The sequence below is a fragment of the Dolichospermum sp. UHCC 0315A genome (genome assembly GCF_008121535.1).
Taxonomy (GTDB): Bacteria; Cyanobacteriota; Cyanobacteriia; order Cyanobacteriales; family Nostocaceae; genus Dolichospermum; species Dolichospermum lemmermannii.
In genome coordinates this window covers 647548-666005 of sequence record NZ_CP043056.1, presented here as the reverse complement: position 1 = coordinate 666005, position 18458 = coordinate 647548, and the positions used below count along the sequence as shown (strand labels likewise).

The following is an 18458-nucleotide window of genomic DNA, read 5'->3' as shown; positions in this document are numbered from 1 at the left end:
GTATCTGATAAAAAAGAATGTCTTGACATTTCAGGGAACGTCTCCACAAAAAAACGGTTATGTAATTTTCTTAAAATATCTAATAATTTTCACTTAATATATAAAATTAGAGTAAAAGATAAATCCAAACAGACTCCATGCGTATTTCTCTAAACTGGTTAAAAGAACTCGTAGAAATCAAACTCACCCCAGAAGAACTGGCGGAAACCTTGACAATGGCAGGGTTTGAAGTAGAAGATATAGAAGATCGTCGCACTTGGGCTAATGGCGTAGTTGTGGGAAAAGTGCTAGAACGTCAACCCCACCCCAACGCAGATAAATTGAGCGTTTGTACCGTAGATATTGGTACTGCTGAGACTGTAAATATCGTTTGCGGTGCTGGGAACGTCCGCGCAGATATCTATGTCCCGGTAGCCACCACAGGAACTTATTTACCCAACATTGATTTAAAAATCAAACCCGCAAAACTGCGCGGTGTTCCCTCCAATGGGATGATATGCTCTTTAAAAGAACTGGGTTTACCCACTGATATTGATGGTATTCATATCTTCCCCGCAGAAAATATGGTGGCGGGTAGTGACGTGCGCCCCCTGTTGGGTTTGGAAGATGTGATTTTAGATGTCACTGCTACCGCTAACCGGGCTGACGCTTTATCTATGGTGGGTATTGCACGGGAAGTAGCAGCTTTAACTGGCGGAAAACTATCAATTCCCCCAGTTGCAGAAGTTGAAAATACCAAAACTGCAAAAAACCTAACTTTAAAAATTTCTGAAACCCAAGCTTGTCCTGCTTATATTGGGACTGTTGTTGAAAACATCAAAATCGCCCCTTCTCCTGAATGGTTACAACAACGGTTACGGGCTGCGGGTGTCAGACCAATTAATAATGTAGTTGATGTTACTAACTACGTTTTATTGGAAAGAGGACAACCTCTCCACGCTTTTGATAAAGAGCGGTTACAATCTGTAGGTGGTGGAGAAAATTTAACTATTGGTGTGCGGTTTGCGGAAAATGGGAAAACTTTAAAAACCTTAGATGGAAATATTCGTAATTTATCAACCCAAAATTTATTAATTACTGCTAATAATCAAGCGGTGGCTTTAGCAGGTGTTATGGGTGGTGCAGAAACAGAAGTTCATGAAGGTACACAAAGTTTAGTTTTAGAAGCGGCGTTATTTGATTCTGTGGCTATTCGGCGTTCTTCTCGCAGTGCGGGTTTAAGAAGTGAAGCTTCTGGTAGATATGAAAGGGGCGTAAATCGAGCAGAATTAGAAATAGCTTGTCACCGGGCTTTATCCTTAATTAGTGAATTAGCTGCGGGTGTGATTGTTCAACAAGAAATTTCCGATTATCGTCCAGATATTTCTACTTGGTCACATTCTATTAACCTGCGTTTAGATAAAGTTAATGAAGTGTTAGGTCCGATTGAATTAGGACAAGAAACAGGAGAATTACAACCAGAAGATGTCGAAAAAATTCTCACAGCTTTAGGGTGTGAATTAGTCAAAATTGATGACCGGAATTGGACAGTTACCGTACCTCCCTATCGTTACCGCGACTTAGAACGGGAAATTGATTTAATTGAAGAAATTGCCCGGTTATATGGTTATGATAAATTCTGTGATACTCTACCAGAAAAATCTGAAGCTGGTTATCTATCTTTAGAACAAGAATTAATTCGCCGGTTACGCGCTTATCTCCGCGCTGAAGGTTTGACAGAATTAATTCATTATTCTTTGGTGAAACCGGGTGAAGATAATCAAATCGTTTTAAGTAATCCTTTGTTTGCCGAATATTCAGCTTTACGGACTGATTTAATTTCCGGTTTAATTTCCGCTTTTCAATACAATTTAGAGCAGGGAAATGGGGCGTTAAATGGTTTTGAAATCGGGCGCGTTTTCTGGCGTGAAGAAATCGGTTTGCAAGAAGCAGAAATGCTGGCTGGAATTATCGGTGGTGATATAACTTCCGGTAAATGGTCAAGAGGTGGTAAGGAAGAAGCGATTACTTGGTTTGAAGCCAAAGGTATTTTAGAAAGTGTCTTTAAACAACTAAAATTAACTGTAGAATTTCAACCTGAAAATCGAGATTCTCGTTTACATCCTGGACGCACAGCTTCATTGTGGGTAAAGGGTAATAGACTGGGAACATTCGGACAAATTCACCCCCAATTACGTCGAGAGAAAGATTTACCAGAAGCCGTTTATGTGTTTCAATTGGATTTAGATGCTCTGTTGGATGCTTGGGATCATGATGATTTGCTAGTTCCCAAATTCAGTTCCTATTCTACCTATCCAGCTAGTGACAGAGATTTGGCATTTTTTGCTTCTGTGAAAGTGACAGTTTCCGAAATTGAAAAGGTCATTAATAAAGCTGGGAAAGGGTTATTAAACTCGGTGGAATTGTTTGATGAATATCGTGGTGAACACGTCCCCACAGGACAACGCAGTTTAGCTTTTCGGTTAGTATATCGTGCCAGCGATCGCACTCTCACTGAAAATGAAATTGAACCAGTTCATAATCAAGTGCGGACAGCCTTAGTTGAAAAATTTGGTGTGAATTTGAGAAGTTAATTCAAAACAGTCGGTTTTAACCGACCTTTGCTATGAGACAGGGAATTTATTCCCTGGCTTTATTCTTATCAATTATCACTAAACCGTCAAAAACTTTTGAATCACATCTTGACTAAGTTCCTGAGTTAGACCGGAAGCAACAATCCCCCCTTTTTGCATAGCATAATAATAATCTGCCTGACGGACAAAATGCAAGTGTTGTTCTACCAATAAAACAGAAATCCCTGTAGTTTCAATAATCTGACGGACTGCGGCTTCAATTTCCAAAATGATTGAGGGTTGAATACCTTCCGTCGGTTCGTCTAATACGAGTAGTTGTGGTTTTCCCATTAAAGCACGAGCGATCGCTAATTGTTGCTGTTGTCCACCACTTAGATCTCCACCCATACGAGAAAGCATAGTTTTTAATACTGGAAATAAACTAAAAATTTCTGGGGGAATTTCTGGTTTTTTGACTGGTTTTTGTCTAGCTTCTAATCCCAAAAGCAGATTTTCTTTAACTGTTAATCGTGGGATAATTTCCCTTCCCTGACTCACATAACCAATACCCATTTTCGCTCTTTCATAAGTTTGTTTACCGTTAATTATCTCCCCTGCAAAATTAATAATTCCGCTGCTGGGTTTAAGAAGTCCCATAATTGTTTTTAGCATGGTTGTTTTTCCCACCCCATTGCGGCCAATTAAACATACCATCTGTCCTGATAATACAGTCAAATCTACATTTCTGAGAATATGACTTTCACCATAATGAACGTTAAGATTAGAAATTTTTAGCATTATAAAATTAACCTGATTAACTATTTTAATTTTCCCCAATTTTAGCCCACCATCCCCCTCCCCTTGTCAAGAAACTTGTGTGTACACCGTAGCTTGAAAAGGGGGGCTAAACTTCTCAAAATCCCCCTTAGAAAGGGGGATTTAGGGGGATCGAATAGCGTTTAGCATCTTTATCTAGTACACAACGGCGTAAGTCAATCAACCATTAAAAATTTGACAAAAGCTTGTGTAATCTGCTTTTTAAATTTTTAATTTTTAATTTTTAATTCCGCACTGCGGTACTAGAGATGTGTGTACACCGTAGGTCTTTAGACCGGAGAGTGTCAACTAATTGCTATGATTAGAAACTGAAAGTAGTTCTCAAAGCACCAATTACTAAATTGCTACTGCTATCATCGTGATTTGGGGCTGTTAGCCAAATTACAGCGGGGGTAATGGTGATATTATCGCTGACCTTGTATTGATAAAATCCCTCAACGTGATAGGAGGTATTTGGATCTTTCGTAACTCCAGTAACAGTAGAATTCGTGACCTTTGGTTCCATACCAAATACAATGCCAGCTAAGTTACCTTTTTTACCCAAATCTGGTAAACCTAAAGTAACAGCATAGTTCCAAATTTCCGCTTTTCCTTTGGTACCAGTCAAAACTTGACTATTGGTATATCCAGCCCAACCACCTAAAATAAGTTTCTTCGTAATACCTAAAGATGCTTCCACACCGTAGGAATTACTGGAAAAGTTTGTACCAGGGGCAAGATTGGCAAATGTGGCGTTATTACTACCTGTAGCCAGTGACTTGTTATAGGAATTGATGTAAGTTAAACCAAGGGAAATGCGATCGCTTGGTTTGACTGTTAATTGTGCTAAACCGCCGTAGGGACCATCAAACAACCCATTTCCAGGAGTAGGGGTATTGTGTTGACTAGCTAAGTAACCTAAACTGAGAGTTAAATTTTTACCGATGTTTTGTTTTACACCTAGTCCTGCCCCACCCAATTGGGCATAGATAGGGTTTCTGGTTGCAAATGCGGACACAGCACCGGACCCACCATTCCCATCAAACAGATTCAATGTGCTGTCAAGGTCGAGAATTATACCATCATTGGCTATGATGTTGGCATAAGTGTTTTTACCAAGGGGGAATCCATAGGAAAGCGCACCTATGGAAACATTGCTATTAGGTGTGCCACTGGCAAAGGACAATTTACCTTCTGTAGTATTAAGACCAAAACTGTTAATATTGTTGCTTTCTAGCCTGGTAAACAGTGTGTCTTTTCCAGTAAAACTGGTGACAAGCTCCAGTCTAGTTCTAGCACCTAATGTCGTATTCTTGTTAGTAATGTTATTAGTGCCAACTTTATCACCAGAAACAACACCACTAACAACCGCAACAACCTGTCCTTGCAGTTTTGTGGTAGTTGAAAATTGATTGGCTTCTAAATCAGCAGTTTTGGCTTCTACAGTGTCTACACGCCCTTTTAAGGTTGCTAGTTCTGCGGAAAAGTCATTTTGCAACTTTTGGATTGTTGCTAAATCTTGTTTTGTCGTTAAATCAGCGGTAGCAGTAGCAATTAATTCATTGACTCGATCTAAACAAGCATTCAAACCAGCCGCAAATTCGTATCGTGACAACGCCCGATTACCCCGAAAAGTCCCGTTAGGATAACCTGCAACACATCCATAGCGTTCTACCAATGATTGTAATGCCTGAAATGCCCAATCATTAGGTTGGACATCAGATAACTGAGACACGGAGGTAACTTGAGATATTACCTTTTGTTGATTATTTATATTTAATTGTTCAGAATTAGTGTCAGTCTGGAGTTGATTATTTGCTGGTATTTCTTCAGCCAAGACTCCATAACTTGTCCATAGTATAGCACTGATAACAGTCGAACTAGCAAGTAAATATGTTAAGAGCTTTTGCATTTTTCTTCACACCTGATTTTTTACGAATAATTGGAGCCATTAAGAATAATTCTTAGCAACTCTAATTTGGAAGCTAGAAACTAAAAGTAGTTCTCAAAGCACCAATCACTAAATGCTATTATACCACTTAAATGGACTAAAGTTAGGGTTATTTTATCGCTAAAATGTAACTATTTTTGAAGTCAGTGATGCGTTTACAAAAGGGGATTAAGGGGGGTATGATTCTCTTCCTGTTTTCCTAAATATACTTCAATAACGCGGGGGTCATTTCTCACTTCCTCAAAATCACCTTCACACAATACTGAACCCTCATGTAATACTGTCACCTTCTTAGCAATTTGTCGCACAAATTCCATATCATGTTCAATCACTAAAATTGAATGACTTTCCGCTAATGTTGATAATAAATTACCGATATTATAGGTTTCTTCATCTGTTAAACCAGCCACTGGTTCATCAACAAGTAATAAATCGGGAGATTGCGCTACTAACATTCCAATCTCTAAACGTTGCTTTTCTCCGTGGGATAATAAAGCCGCTGGAATATTTGCTTTTGCAGTTAAACCAATCGTTTCTAATAAGCCTTTCAGACTATTTCTTTCCGCAGAATTGATAGAATGAAACAAGGTAGAAAAGACATTTTTCTGACGATTACTAGTGATTTCTAAATTCTCAAAAGGTGTTAAATTAAGATATATGCGTGGAGTTTGAAATTTGCGCCCAATTCCCAGCCGTGCAATTTGATGTTCAGCTAAAAAACGTAAATTTTTACCCTTAAATAGGACTCTTCCTATGGTTGGTTGCACCTTACCTGTAATTACATCCAAAAAAGTAGTTTTTCCAGCCCCATTTGGACCAATTACTACCCGCAATTCACCAACATTCATACTAAAATTTAATTGGTTTAATGCTTTAAAACCGTCAAAACTAACGGTGACATTTTCAGTTTCCAAGATTTTGTCGCTCATGTTTCACCTCCATATCTTCTTCTAAACTAGGATAGGTATCAGAAGGTTTTAATTGCTGACGTTTCCCAAAAGGGATATTTTGTTTATTTAACCATCCCATGATGCCATCAGGAAGCAAGATGACGATAATTAATAATAGTATACCCTGAAAAAATAGCCATATTTCCGCGAATTGTTCACTTAAAAAAGTCCGGGCATAATTAACTAATAAAGTGCCAATAACTGCCCCGATTAGCGTCCCTCTTCCCCCCACAGCCACCCAAATCACCATTTCAATAGAAAAGCCAATATCCATGGATCTAGGGGATACAGAACCACTTTGAACGGTGTAAAATGCCCCAGCTATACCAGCAATTGCTCCCGAAACTGCAAATACTAATACTTTAAAATCTGTGGGGTCATAGCCAGAAAATCTCACCCGACTTTCATCATCACGAATAGCTATTAATAATCGGCCAAAACGTCCACTAGTTAACCAGCGACAAATCCCATAAGTAGCCGCCAAAAATACCACCGTCAAGACATAAAAAACAAATTGAGTTTTGCTATCACTAACTATAGCACCACTGCCATTAACTCCCCAAGATAAAGGCGGAAAAGTGGTAAAATCTATGAGTCCATTTGTGCCATTAAAAAATTGTTGTTGTCCATTAAAAAAATTGAAAAATACAATAATTGCAGCTTGAGTCAAAATCGAAAAATAAACGCCCTTAATGCGATTACGAAATACTAAATATCCGAGTAATCCTGCTAACAAACCCGGAATCATCACCACAGCAGCCATAGACAGGGGAAAAGAAGAAAAAGGCTGCCAAAATCCAGGAAGTTCCATAACACCATAAAGTGCCATAAAATCCGGTAATTCCCCCGTGGGAACTTGCAATTTTAGGTACATAGCGATCGCATATCCACCCAAACCGAAGAAAATCCCATGTCCCAAACTCAATAAACCAGCGTAACCCCAAATTAAATCAATTCCTAAAGCCATAATAGCCAGAGACAAAAATCGTCCCAATAAATTCAGACGAAAATCTGAAAGTAAAACCGGCATCATCAAAATCAAAATTAAAGCGATCGCACAAACTACCCCAACTTCAACTAATATTAAACTTCGCCCCTTTTTAATTTTCATCATTCCTAACTTATCCATTTTCTAAAATCCGCGTTTATCTGCGTTTATCTGCGTTAAATTTCCCATAATTTAAACATCAACATGACGACCCTTTTGGGGAAAAATTCCGCCCGGCTTCCACTGTAAAAACACAATAATTAACGCAAAAACCATCACCTTAGCCATACTTGTAGTTGCAAAAAAACTAAATAAATCAGCCAAAGGCTTAACCGGACCCAACAACAAAGCCAAAGTTCCCGAACCAATCAAATAATTAGTTGTCCCAATTCCCAAAGCCGCCAAAATCGTACCAGCTAAATTACCCACACCACCAACAACCACCACCATAAAGGTGTCAATAATGTAATTTTGTCCAGTATTTGGTCCAACAGAACCGAGTAAACTAATTGCACATCCAGCCACACCAGCTAACCCTGAACCCAGCGCGAAAGTAATCGCATCAACTTTTTGAGTGGGAATACCCAAACAAGCACTCATACTGCGATTTTGAGTAACAGCCCTAATTCTTAATCCCCAATGAGAATGTTGCAAAAATAGATAAATTCCTCCCACACAAATAATCGTTAAAACAATAATAAATAACCGCGCATAAGGTAATTGTACACCAGCTAAAGATACACCAGATTGTAACCAACTAGGGGCTGTAACATCCACATTTTGAGCGCCAAACCAAGGTAAAGTTACCGCTTGTTGATAGGTTTTACTTAATAAATTACAAATTGTGATTGTCAATCCTAGGGACAAAAATAGTAAAACTCCCACAACCCAGTTACGAATTTTCTGGAAATTATTCCGAGAATTTAAAATCCATAAACCCCCAAAAAACAGAACAGAAAACAAAGCTATCGCGATGATCAATAATAAATTCACACTGCGGACAAACTGCTGAAAAATTAAACTTACTCCCCAGGTTGCTAACAGAGTTTCTAAAGGTCGTCCATAGAGATAACGAATTACACTTTTTTCCAGAATTAATCCCACACCAGCAGTGAAAACGAAAGCAATAATCAAAGCCAAAAATATATAAACTTCAAACCAAACCCCACCCAATTGCTTACAAATATTTTGCACAACAAAAGTTGTATAAGCACCAAACATAATTAGCTCACCATGAGCCATATTAATGACACCCATTAAGCCAAATATGATAGCTAATCCTAACGCAGCAATTAATAAAACAGCGCCAATACTAACACCATTAAATATAGCTTCCAAGAAACCTGTTAACATTTTATCCCTGCAATTATCAATTTATTCTTAATAGCCAGTTGTCAGCTATTAGTTATTTTTTAGTTATTTTCACCTCACAGCAGATTGCCACTAAACAAAGTACAAATATGAATAGTAAAACTCTTGTGGGGTGGGCATCTTGCCCGCATATATGTACCTTATCGAGATGCAGTTGTATAACTAACCCCTGACAACTGAACACCAAATTAACCCTTCTTGTATTTACCACCTTTTGCAGGATTTGACCAATCACAAGCAAATCCCTTGGTCTCTTTTACAAATTGATTCCAAGGAACTGGTTCAACTGGTGCGGGGGTAGCATAAACAATGTCAAATAGGCCATCCTGTCTGACTTGACCAATCCGCACAATTTTTGATATGTGATGATTGGCATTAACAGTCACTTTTCCTTCAGGTGCATCTATAGTTTGACCATAGGCCGCAGCCCGGACTTTCGCCAAGTCAGTTGTAGTTGCTTTTTCTACTGATTGCTTCCACAAATACACGGCGATATAGGCCGCTTCCATTGGGTCGTTTGTTACTCTATCTTCACCGTATTCTTTCTTAAAAGCCGCCACAAATTTCTTGTTCGCAGGTGTGTCTACTGTTTGAAAATAGTTCCAAGCAGCATAATGTCCTTTTAGATACTCCACCCCAATGGCTTTAACTTCCTCTTCCGCAATACTCACAGACATGGAAGGATACTTATCTGGTGTCAATCCCGCTCCTTTCAACTGTTTGAAGAAAGCAACATTACTATCACCATTAAGAGTATTATAAATTACACCACCCCTGGGTAAAACCTGCTTAATTTTCGTAATAATAGCTGTTACTTCCGTATTACCCAAAGGTAAGTAATCTTCCCCAACAGTTTTCCCACCTAAAGCCTCCAATTGAGCCTTAATAATGTTATTAGCAGTGCGGGGGAAAACATAGTCAGAACCTACTAAAAAGAACTCTTTACCTTTATTCTTCAACAACCAATCAACAGAAGGTTCAATTTGTTGATTTGGGGCTGCACCAGTGTAAAAAATGTTTTTAGAACATTCTTGACCTTCATACTGCACAGGATACCAGAGCATATGATCCTTGCTCTCGAAAACTGGCTTGACATTTTTACGACTAGCAGAAGTCCAACACCCGAAAACCACCGCTACTTGATCCTGGTCAATCAATTTGGTAGCTTTTTCTCTAAAGGTATCCCAATTAGAAGCGCCATCTTCAACAACTGCTTCAATTTGTTTACCTAAAACACCCCCAGCAGCGTTAATTTCCTTAATTGCTAGTTTCTCCGCATCTACAACACTTTTCTCACTGATAGCCATTGTCCCACTGAGAGAATGTAAAATACCTATCTTGATGGTTTTACCACCCATACCAGCTACGGGAGATATACTGGTGGATGCTGCTGGACTATTCGCAGTATTTGGAGAGTTATTAGCACAAGCTTTTAAAAAAATGCTACTACCAATACCCGCTGCACCATAAAGCAGAAACTTACGTCGGTTAAATTGCTTACCCATATTTTTGATTAGTTATCTTTTTAAACTGAGATATTAGTTCTATATTTAACTATTAAACTGTGATTTGTTATACAAAATCGTAATTTATTTTAATAAAAATATACCTCAAGATTGGTGTAATAACCACATATTTATGATATTGAATAATTTATTTTGTATTTTTATAGGCTAGTACATATCAATACTTGTCATAAATTATATAATCACATTATTCTTAATCCACTACGGTTAATTGTTACAGTGCGTCAGTTCTGAAAGCATAAAAGTTGACTATTTTATGTATCAGAAGTGTTAGAATGACAAGACTCAAAGTAAAAAATCACCAAGTATGGCAAAATTTTCTGGAAATAGTCAAAAATTCAGATAAAGTTGCTATTCTATTAACAAATATCAATAACAAATAATTATGACAAAATACATCTTATGGGGAAGTTATTGTGAAGACGTTCTCAGCAAACGCGAACCCTATCGTCAAGACCATTTAGCCGGATTAGCACAACAGAAAGAATCTGGGATTTTAATTACCATTGGCCCCACAAAAGATGTAACTCAAGTTTTTGCTATTTACGAAGCTGAAGACGAAAACACCGTTCGTCAATTAGTGGAATCAGATCCCTATTGGCAAAACGGCATTTGGACAGAGTATTTTGTTAAAGAATGGATTCAGGCTTTTTAGTGAGTTGACACAATTTTTAACAAAGATAATTAATTCATAATTACCATACCCAGATCCCCGACTTCTAACATCAATTTATAATTTGTAGACACAATAAATAAAAGGAGTCGGGGATTTTATCGGACTACCTGAATTATTATCACTTAATTACCCTTGAGTGCCTTTTGAAAATTGCGACGATAGGATGGATTAGCTAAAAACAAAGCAGGCCATAGCAAAGCCAAACCAATCCGATTAGGTAAAGTTTGATTAAAATTAGTTCTACCAAATCCAGTCCAAAACTTCCAAACACCACCGAGATAAACCACGATTATTCCGAAAACAAGTAAATCAATCATGACCATCAACTCCCTTAATAACTGGCATAATTTTATGTAAAGAAACTTGATTGCTGACTACAGGAAAGTTAAAACCTCTTTCATTACTTATCGGCACTGTCCTTACTGAATTCTAGTTTAAATTAGAATCACAGACTGCCACCATTCGTCCTATTACATGATAGCCTAAATAAACTACCCATTCTCAATGCCTGAAAAGTTCATGCTGTATTAATTTTGAATTTTGAATTATTTAAAAGATATTTCTTAGGGAAGTTCCTTAGATCTCAATATTTGTATGAGACTAAAGGAAGAAAAACATTATACTTTTAGCCAAGCTTAGGAGAATTTATGCGTGCAGTCTTAATGGCAGGTGGTTCAGGAACGCGGTTACGTCCTTTGACTTGCGATTTACCCAAACCAATGGTGCCTATTTTAAATCGTCCCATTGCTGAACATATTATCAACCTCCTGAAACGACACCAGATTTATGAAGTAATTGCTACATTACATTATTTACCAGATGTTCTCCGTGATTACTTTCAAGATGGTGGTGATTTTGGCGTACAAATGACCTATGCTATCGAAGAAGACCAACCATTAGGAACAGCAGGTTGTGTTAAAAACATTACTGAACTTTTGGATGAAACCTTTTTAGTAATTAGCGGTGACAGTATCACAGACTTTGATCTAACTGCGGCCATTGAATTTCATCAACAAAAACAATCAAAAGCCACCTTAATTTTAACCCGTGTGCCTAACCCCATTGAATTTGGTGTGGTAATTACGGATGCCCAAGGACGGATTAACCGATTTTTAGAAAAACCCTCTACTAGTGAAATTTTTTCTGATACTGTTAATACTGGCACTTATATTTTAGAACCAGAAGTTTTAGACTATTTACCAGAAAATATTGAATGCGACTTTTCTAAAGATTTATTTCCCTTATTACTAGCCAAAAACGAGCCAATTTATGGTTATATTGCCGAGGGTTACTGGTGCGATGTGGGTCACTTGGATGCCTACAGACAAGCTCAGTATGATGGCTTAGAAAGAAAGGTAAAATTAGAAGTGGCTTATCCAGAAATTGCTCCCGGTTTATGGGTAGGAGCAAATACTTATATTGATCCTACAGCCAAAATTGAAACCCCAGCCATAATTGGTAACAATTGCCGCATTGGCGCGAGAGTAAAAATTGAAGATGGGACAGTAATTGGTGATAATGTCACAATTGGTGCTGATGCTCATTTAAAGCGACCAATTATTTGGAATGGAGCAATTATTGGTGATGAAGCCCAATTATCGGCTTGTGTAATTGCTCGTGGGACTCGTGTGGACAGACGCGCTCACGTATTAGAAGCGGCTGTAGTGGGTTCATTGTCTACCGTGGGAGAAGAAGCGCAAATCAGCCCTGGGGTGAGGGTGTGGCCGAGTAAAAAGATTGAGTCTGGGGCAATTTTAAATATTAATCTGATTTGGGGAAATACTGCCCAACGGAATTTATTTGGACAGCGCGGAGTTCAGGGTTTAGCCAATATTGATATTACCCCAGAGTTTGCGGTGAAGTTGGGCGCTGCCTATGGTTCGACTTTGAAACCAGGTTCAGTGGTAACGGTTTCTCGTGACCAGCGCAATGTTTCCCGCATGGTGACACGTTCTTTAATTGCGGGTTTAATGTCTGTCGGGGTGGATGTCCAGAATCTAGATACTACAGCCATTCCCATCGCTCGAACTGTGATCCCCACAATGTCAGTAGCCGGAGGGATTCATGTGCGGGTTCACCCAGAACGTCGGGATTATATCTTGATTGAATTTATGGATATTAAGGGGATTAATATCTCTAAAGCCCAAGAAAAGAAAATTGAAGGGGCGTATTTTAAAGAAGATATGCGTCGTTCCCAAAGTCATGAAATTGGGGATGTCATATATTCTGCCCAATTAGTGGATTGCTATGGTAAGGCTTTTGAAAAATTATTGAATGTGGACACTCTGCGGAACAGTCGGGCAAAGGTGGTCATTGACTATGTTTACGCTGTGTCTGGGGCAGTTCTACCGCAAATGTTAGATAAATTTGGGGCTGATGCGGTGGTGCTAAATGCTAGTTTGAATAAAACGGCCATTTCCAACGCTGATAGAGAATTACTGCTAACTCAATTAGGCCATGTTGTGGAAGCGGTAAATGCTAATTTTGGTGTGCAGGTATCCGCTAATGGGGAACAACTCATATTAGTTGATGAATCGGGTTTTTCCATTCGGGGGGAAATGCTAACGGCGTTAATGGTTGATATGATGTTAACTGCAAATCCCAGAAGTTCGGTGGTTGTGCCGGTTCATGCTTCCAGTGCGGTGGAATTGGTCGCCCATCGTCATGATGGTCATGTGATTAGAACTAAAGCGAATCCGACAGCTTTAATGGAAGCTTGTCAGAAAAATCCCAATGTGGTTTTAGGTGGGAGTGGGGAAACTGGGTTTATTTTTCCCCAATTACATCCAGGCTTTGATTCGATGTTCTGCATTGCCAAGCTAATTGAAATGTTAACCATTCAAGAGCGATCGCTCGCAACCGTACGTTCTGAATTACCTCGTGTGATTAATAGAAGTTACACTGTGCGCTGTCCTTGGACTGCTAAGGGGGCGTTAATGCGCTATTTGGTGGAAACTCACCCAGCGCAAAATTTGGAGTTAATTGACGGTGTGAAAATTCGTCAACCCTATGATGACAATTGGCTATTGGTTTTACCTGATGCCAGTGAGCCGTTAGTCCATCTCTATGTTAACAGTAGCGATCGGGATTGGGTTGATGAAACTCTCAGAGATTATCGCGCCCGTGTCCAGCATTTTGTGGAACGTGAACAGGAAAATTACAGGTTGGATATGTAATTCTTGGGGTGGGGTTTCCCCACCTTTTACAGCACTTCCCGGTGTTATGAGGTACATATCTAGCGGGCAAGATGCCCGCACTACAAGAGTTTCATGATTCAACTTTGTACCTCATAAGAGCGGAAACCGCTGTATGATGTTTTTTCTCACGCAGAGACGCAGAGAGGAATTAAGAGTTTGGTTTAAGGATTTTGAAATCCATATTGTTTTTGACGGTCTTCAAATCTATATTCACGGTTGTAGTTATCATCTGGATCATAGCCAATATCGCCAACAAAGCAGAAGGAAACAGCTAAGTTAAAGGTTCTTTTTTCAAATACAAATTCTTTTTCTGGTGGCATTTTACGAAAGTCGTTTTTAAACTTTTTCCATTCTCTTTGGTTATGTCTATCCATAAATATATCTAAATTCTGTAAGAGGGTGTTTGAAAAGTTTTGAATGTATAGACTGACCCCTCTCCAAACCTCTCCCCTGCAAGGGGAGAGGCTTTAAAACCCCCATTCCCTTGCAGGGAAGGGGGGTAGGGGGGGTTAGGTTTTTGGAGATTACCGATTTGATATAATACTTTTCAAACAACCTCTAAGTGATTCAGCCATTCATCTTTATTAATGGAGAATAGGAGACTCGAACCCCTGACCTCTGCGGTGCGATCGCAGCACTCTACCAACTGAGCTAATTCCCCTTATTCGTGCTTATAAGTTAACAACTCTGATAAACATATTATATTCTAACACTCAGGAACGACAGATTGCACATCTTTTTCTAAAAAAACTTCCTGTATTCGCTGTAAATCCAAATCAATCAGATAATCAATCGTCCAATTAGCTTGACGGTGTAGCATCTGGAAAGGGTAAGTATTCGCTACTCCTACCACTTGCATTTGGGCGCGTTTAGCTGCTTGAATACCTGTCCGAGTATTTTCAATCACTAAACACTCATCAGGTTCTAAGTTTAATTCTGGATATGTCTGATTTAGACGTTCAACCGCCAGCAAATAGCCTTCCGGGTTAGGTTTATCGCTGCTGATATCATCCCCCGACACAATTACAGGGAAGTATTCAGCTAATTTAGCAGATGTTAATACCATTTCAATTTCTAGGGATAAAGCATCACTGACTAACGCCATTTTGAGATGACGGGAACGAATCTGAAAAATTACATCTTCAATTCCCGAATACAAAGGCAATTTTTCCAGCTTCTCCAATTCCAACACATAAGCTTGAGCTTTGCGAGTGAGTAATTGAGCCATATAAGCTTCCGTCACCACCCTACCACGATTTTTCAGCAGGTTTTGCAGATAAGCGCGATGACTTATCCCTAAAAAGTCTTCACGTTCTTTTACCCGTTGAGGTTGAAGATTTTGCTGTATAAGAATCTCATCTATCAGTTGGATATGGATTAATCCATCTTTAATAATGACACCATTAAAATTAAATAAAACTGCCTTTAAACTCATAGTGCAAACTGGAAACAATCCTCCAGATGATTATTTATTAGGGTAAATTACCGGAATACATTTAAGATTAACCCATTTTTGAAAATATACAAGAGTCAGATCCCCGACTTCTTCAAGAAGTCGGGGATCTTGTTGTCATAGCTTGACAGAGATATTCCACAACCTTGTAAAATTACGTTTACTTGTAATTATACCCAAAATGGACGCATCTTTAAATTAAACTTAACGTAAAACCCATAGCCTTGATTTGTAGGTTGGGTTGTGGAACGTGAACGTTCGCGGAGCAATTAGCATGAAACCCAACGCATTTGTTGGGTTGCGCTGTCGCTTAACCCAACAAAGCAGAAAATTGACAAGATATTGTTTGTCCAATTTATTTTGCAGGTAACTCTGCCACTTCTCCAGCGCTCACCATTGCCCGATACAATAAAGCAGAAACATCGGCTCTAGTGGCAACTTTTTTAGGATTTAGTAATTTTTTATTAGGATAATTAGTAATTACACCATTTTCTGTCAATGCGGCGATAAAATTCCGATGTTCACTTCTAATACTAGAAGCATCACTATAAACTGAAAGGATATTTTCTGTTGAACCAGTAAATTTATAATTCAATCCTTTGGCTAAAGTTATTAAAACATCTAGACGATTCAGCTTTTGTGTGGGATTAAAGTTTTTGCTATTGAGAATAGTAAAAAAGCCCATTTCATAAGCTTCTCGAATGGCATCATAAGCCCAATATCGCTTAGGAACATCTTTAAAATTAATTGCTTCCCGAACTTTACTTTTAATAAAAACTTTTTGCAAAAGGGCAGCTAATTCGGCACGAGTTACTGGTGCATTGGGACGAAAAGAATCATCAGGAAATCCGCCAATTACTTCCATTGCAGCCAATTCAGAAATATATTCCCTCGCCCAATAGTTTTTGGAGATATCAGAAAATGAGACTTGAATACCCTTAGCTACGCCGATTTTCCGATATTCACTTAATAATTTGCCCAGTTCAAAACTGGAGTTGTCCTGAATTGGAGTCAACTTTACCAAACTACCAGGATTAGCTGTTAAAGCTTTTGCTAAGTTAGAATCAAAGGCATTTATAGATTTACCTACTACAGCAAAATCACCTTCGCTAAAGGAAGTAGGATAAGTACCAGTGGTGGCAACTTTGGCAAATCCTGCGGCTTGATATTGGACAATATTAATCTTTTCCGAACTATTGAGGAAAGTAACTTTTTGGTTATTAACTTCTGTGAAATAATCGTAGGCATTGGTATTATCAACAATGCTATCATTATTGACATCAAAACCATAAAAGGTGCGAACTACTTTGTTTTCTGTGGGATTAGCCGATAAAATCAAGTTAACCGCAGTATTTTCCGGTAAACAAACAAATTCACTGTAACCAATAAAGCGATTTGTGTTATCATATAAACGGATAACGATGCGATCGCCTAATTTAAATCCTTTAACAAACTTAGCCTTTTGCTTAATCTTATATTTATAATCACCTAAAAACCTTTCTTGGCGATATTTATTGCCATATTTACTCTTAATAGAAATTCGGGCAATTACTTCTTTTATTGTCCCCCCAGGTTGCCATATATAAAGCGTAAATGCTGATTTCTTCTCTGGTGAAAAACTCGTATTAACGGGAATATCAATTGCTTCACCTTCAGATTGACCTACTAAAAGTTGCGTTTGTGGAGAATTACCTAATTTTGATGCAACTGGGGAAGAAAGTCTTGATACTGCTAATGCAGAAGATATTGGCGATAATGCGACAACAGAAACGGCTGTAACAACCAGTTTACTCCAACTTAAGTTAATGGGATTCATAGTATTTTATCTCACACCTGGCCAATGGACTAATATTCTCCAGATCAAAAATTTTTGATGCTAGTGAACTCTACTGGTAACACAGGGCATTTTATATTACTTTTGTCAGATAGGGAAGAGGCAAGTGATAATTGACAATTGATAACTGATAATAATGTGTAGGGGTTTAGCTTTTGCTTTACCCCTACCTATAGAATCAAACAATTAAGTCATTTTGACTATAATATAAATAAATAATAATTTAGGAATCTTCACAAATGACAACTACAATCCAGGATTTGCAGACATTAGAAAAACAGGTTTGGACTTGGCGAGATTACAAAATTCAATATACTGTGATGGGTACAGGTCAGCCTTTGGTGCTAATTCACGGTTTTGGCGCTTCTATTGGTCACTGGCGCAAAAATATCCCGATTCTAGCTGCTGCTGGTTATCAGGTGTTTGCTTTAGATTTGCTGGGTTTTGGTGGTTCTGATAAAGCAACTATAGATTATAGCATGGAAGTGTGGGCGGAATTATTAAAGGATTTTTGCCATGCACATATTCAAACACCAGCAATATTTATTGGTAATTCTATTGGCGCTCTTTTAAGTTTAATTGTTTTAACAGAATCTCCAGAAATTGGGGCTGGAGGCGTGTTAATTAACTCTGCTGGTGGTTTGAGTCACCGTCCCCATGAATTAAATCCTGTGCTGCGATTTGTGATGGCAACTTTTAACAAGTTGGTGGCTAACCCAGTGACAGGTAAATTCGTTTTTAATCGCATTCGGCAAAAATCACAAATTCGCCGGACTTTATATCAAGTATATAGCGATCGCAATGCCGTGACTGATGAACTTGTAGATTTACTTTATAACCCATCTTGTGACCCCGGAGCGCAAGAAGTTTTTGCTTCTATTCTCACTGCACCTCCAGGTCCTAGTCCAGAGGAATTATTACCGAAGTTGAAATTTCCGTTATTAGTAATTTGGGGTGCAGAAGATCCTTGGACACCAATTACGGGAGCGAATATCTATGAAGCAGCGCGAGAAAATGGTCAAGATATTAAAGTTGTTCCTATTCCCGGCGCTGGTCATTGTCCCCATGATGAAGTTCCAGATATTGTTAATAGTGAAATTATTGATTGGTTAGGACAGGTAATGGACAATGGGTAATTATTAAT

14 protein-coding genes and 1 tRNA gene are annotated in these 18458 nt (G+C 38.5%); 4 read left to right on the top strand and 11 right to left on the bottom strand.

The window, feature by feature from the left end:
- The first annotated feature begins 137 nt into the window (after positions 1-137).
- Positions 138-2573, top strand: a complete 2436-nt coding sequence (gene pheT / locus BMF77_RS03065; RefSeq protein ID WP_148760554.1) for a phenylalanine--tRNA ligase subunit beta — start codon at positions 138-140, stop codon at positions 2571-2573.
- A gap of 78 nt (positions 2574-2651) precedes the next feature.
- Here pheT and urtE read toward each other — a convergent pair whose 3' ends face one another.
- From urtE to urtA, 6 genes are all read right to left on the bottom strand, one after another.
- Positions 2652-3350, bottom strand: coding sequence for an urea ABC transporter ATP-binding subunit UrtE (urtE, locus tag BMF77_RS03060; RefSeq protein ID WP_148760552.1), 699 nt, complete (start codon positions 3348-3350; stop codon positions 2652-2654).
- Positions 3351-3690: 340 nt separating this feature from the next.
- Positions 3691-5280 (bottom strand): iron uptake porin, encoded by a 1590-nt coding sequence (locus tag BMF77_RS03055; RefSeq protein WP_148760550.1) that lies wholly within the window; start codon positions 5278-5280, stop codon positions 3691-3693.
- Positions 5281-5474: 194 nt separating this feature from the next.
- On the bottom strand, positions 5475-6248 hold the full coding sequence (gene urtD / locus BMF77_RS03050) for an urea ABC transporter ATP-binding protein UrtD (RefSeq protein ID WP_148760548.1): 774 nt from the start codon (positions 6246-6248) through the stop codon (positions 5475-5477).
- The gene (gene urtC / locus BMF77_RS03045) at positions 6223-7398 is read right to left on the bottom strand and encodes an urea ABC transporter permease subunit UrtC (RefSeq protein ID WP_246863054.1); all 1176 of its coding nucleotides are present in this window, start codon (positions 7396-7398) and stop codon (positions 6223-6225) included. Before urtC ends, urtD begins: the two co-directional genes overlap by 26 nt.
- 51 nt (positions 7399-7449) lie before the next feature.
- A complete protein-coding gene (locus tag BMF77_RS03040; RefSeq protein WP_148760546.1) occupies positions 7450-8610 on the bottom strand; it encodes a branched-chain amino acid ABC transporter permease in 1161 nt (386 codons plus the stop codon).
- A 206-nt stretch (positions 8611-8816) separates the two neighbouring features.
- Positions 8817-10133, bottom strand: coding sequence for an urea ABC transporter substrate-binding protein (gene urtA, locus BMF77_RS03035; protein WP_148760544.1), 1317 nt, complete (start codon positions 10131-10133; stop codon positions 8817-8819).
- Between the two features lie 406 nt (positions 10134-10539).
- Between urtA and BMF77_RS03030 the strand changes: the two genes are divergently transcribed.
- Entirely contained in the window at positions 10540-10809 is a 270-nt protein-coding gene (locus BMF77_RS03030; RefSeq protein WP_148760542.1) for a YciI family protein, read from the top strand.
- Positions 10810-10952: 143 nt separating this feature from the next.
- Here BMF77_RS03030 and BMF77_RS03025 read toward each other — a convergent pair whose 3' ends face one another.
- On the bottom strand, positions 10953-11147 hold the full coding sequence (locus BMF77_RS03025) for a hypothetical protein (protein WP_015079930.1): 195 nt from the start codon (positions 11145-11147) through the stop codon (positions 10953-10955).
- 330 nt (positions 11148-11477) lie between these two features.
- Here BMF77_RS03025 and BMF77_RS03020 point away from each other — a divergent pair, with 330 nt between their 5' ends.
- Positions 11478-14006 (top strand): mannose-1-phosphate guanyltransferase, encoded by a 2529-nt coding sequence (locus tag BMF77_RS03020; RefSeq protein ID WP_148760540.1) that lies wholly within the window; start codon positions 11478-11480, stop codon positions 14004-14006.
- Between the two features lie 182 nt (positions 14007-14188).
- On the opposite strand, the gene BMF77_RS03015 is transcribed toward BMF77_RS03020, so the two are convergent.
- The 4 genes from BMF77_RS03015 to BMF77_RS03000 form a co-directional block, all read right to left on the bottom strand.
- Positions 14189-14401, bottom strand: a complete 213-nt coding sequence (locus BMF77_RS03015) for a hypothetical protein (protein ID WP_246863053.1) — start codon at positions 14399-14401, stop codon at positions 14189-14191.
- Between the two features lie 214 nt (positions 14402-14615).
- Positions 14616-14688: transfer RNA gene (locus tag BMF77_RS03010), tRNA-Ala, on the bottom strand.
- 45 nt (positions 14689-14733) lie between these two features.
- Entirely contained in the window at positions 14734-15462 is a 729-nt protein-coding gene (locus BMF77_RS03005) for an HAD family phosphatase (protein ID WP_148760538.1), read from the bottom strand.
- Positions 15463-15835: 373 nt separating this feature from the next.
- Positions 15836-17296: an S-layer homology domain-containing protein gene (locus BMF77_RS03000; RefSeq protein WP_148760536.1), complete on the bottom strand. Its 1461-nt coding sequence runs from the start codon at positions 17294-17296 to the stop codon at positions 15836-15838.
- Positions 17297-17553: 257 nt separating this feature from the next.
- Between BMF77_RS03000 and BMF77_RS02995 the strand changes: the two genes are divergently transcribed.
- Positions 17554-18450 carry an alpha/beta fold hydrolase gene (locus BMF77_RS02995; protein WP_148760534.1) on the top strand — a complete coding sequence of 299 codons (897 nt, stop codon included), beginning with the start codon at positions 17554-17556 and terminating at the stop codon, positions 18448-18450.
- Positions 18451-18458: the final 8 nt, after the last annotated feature.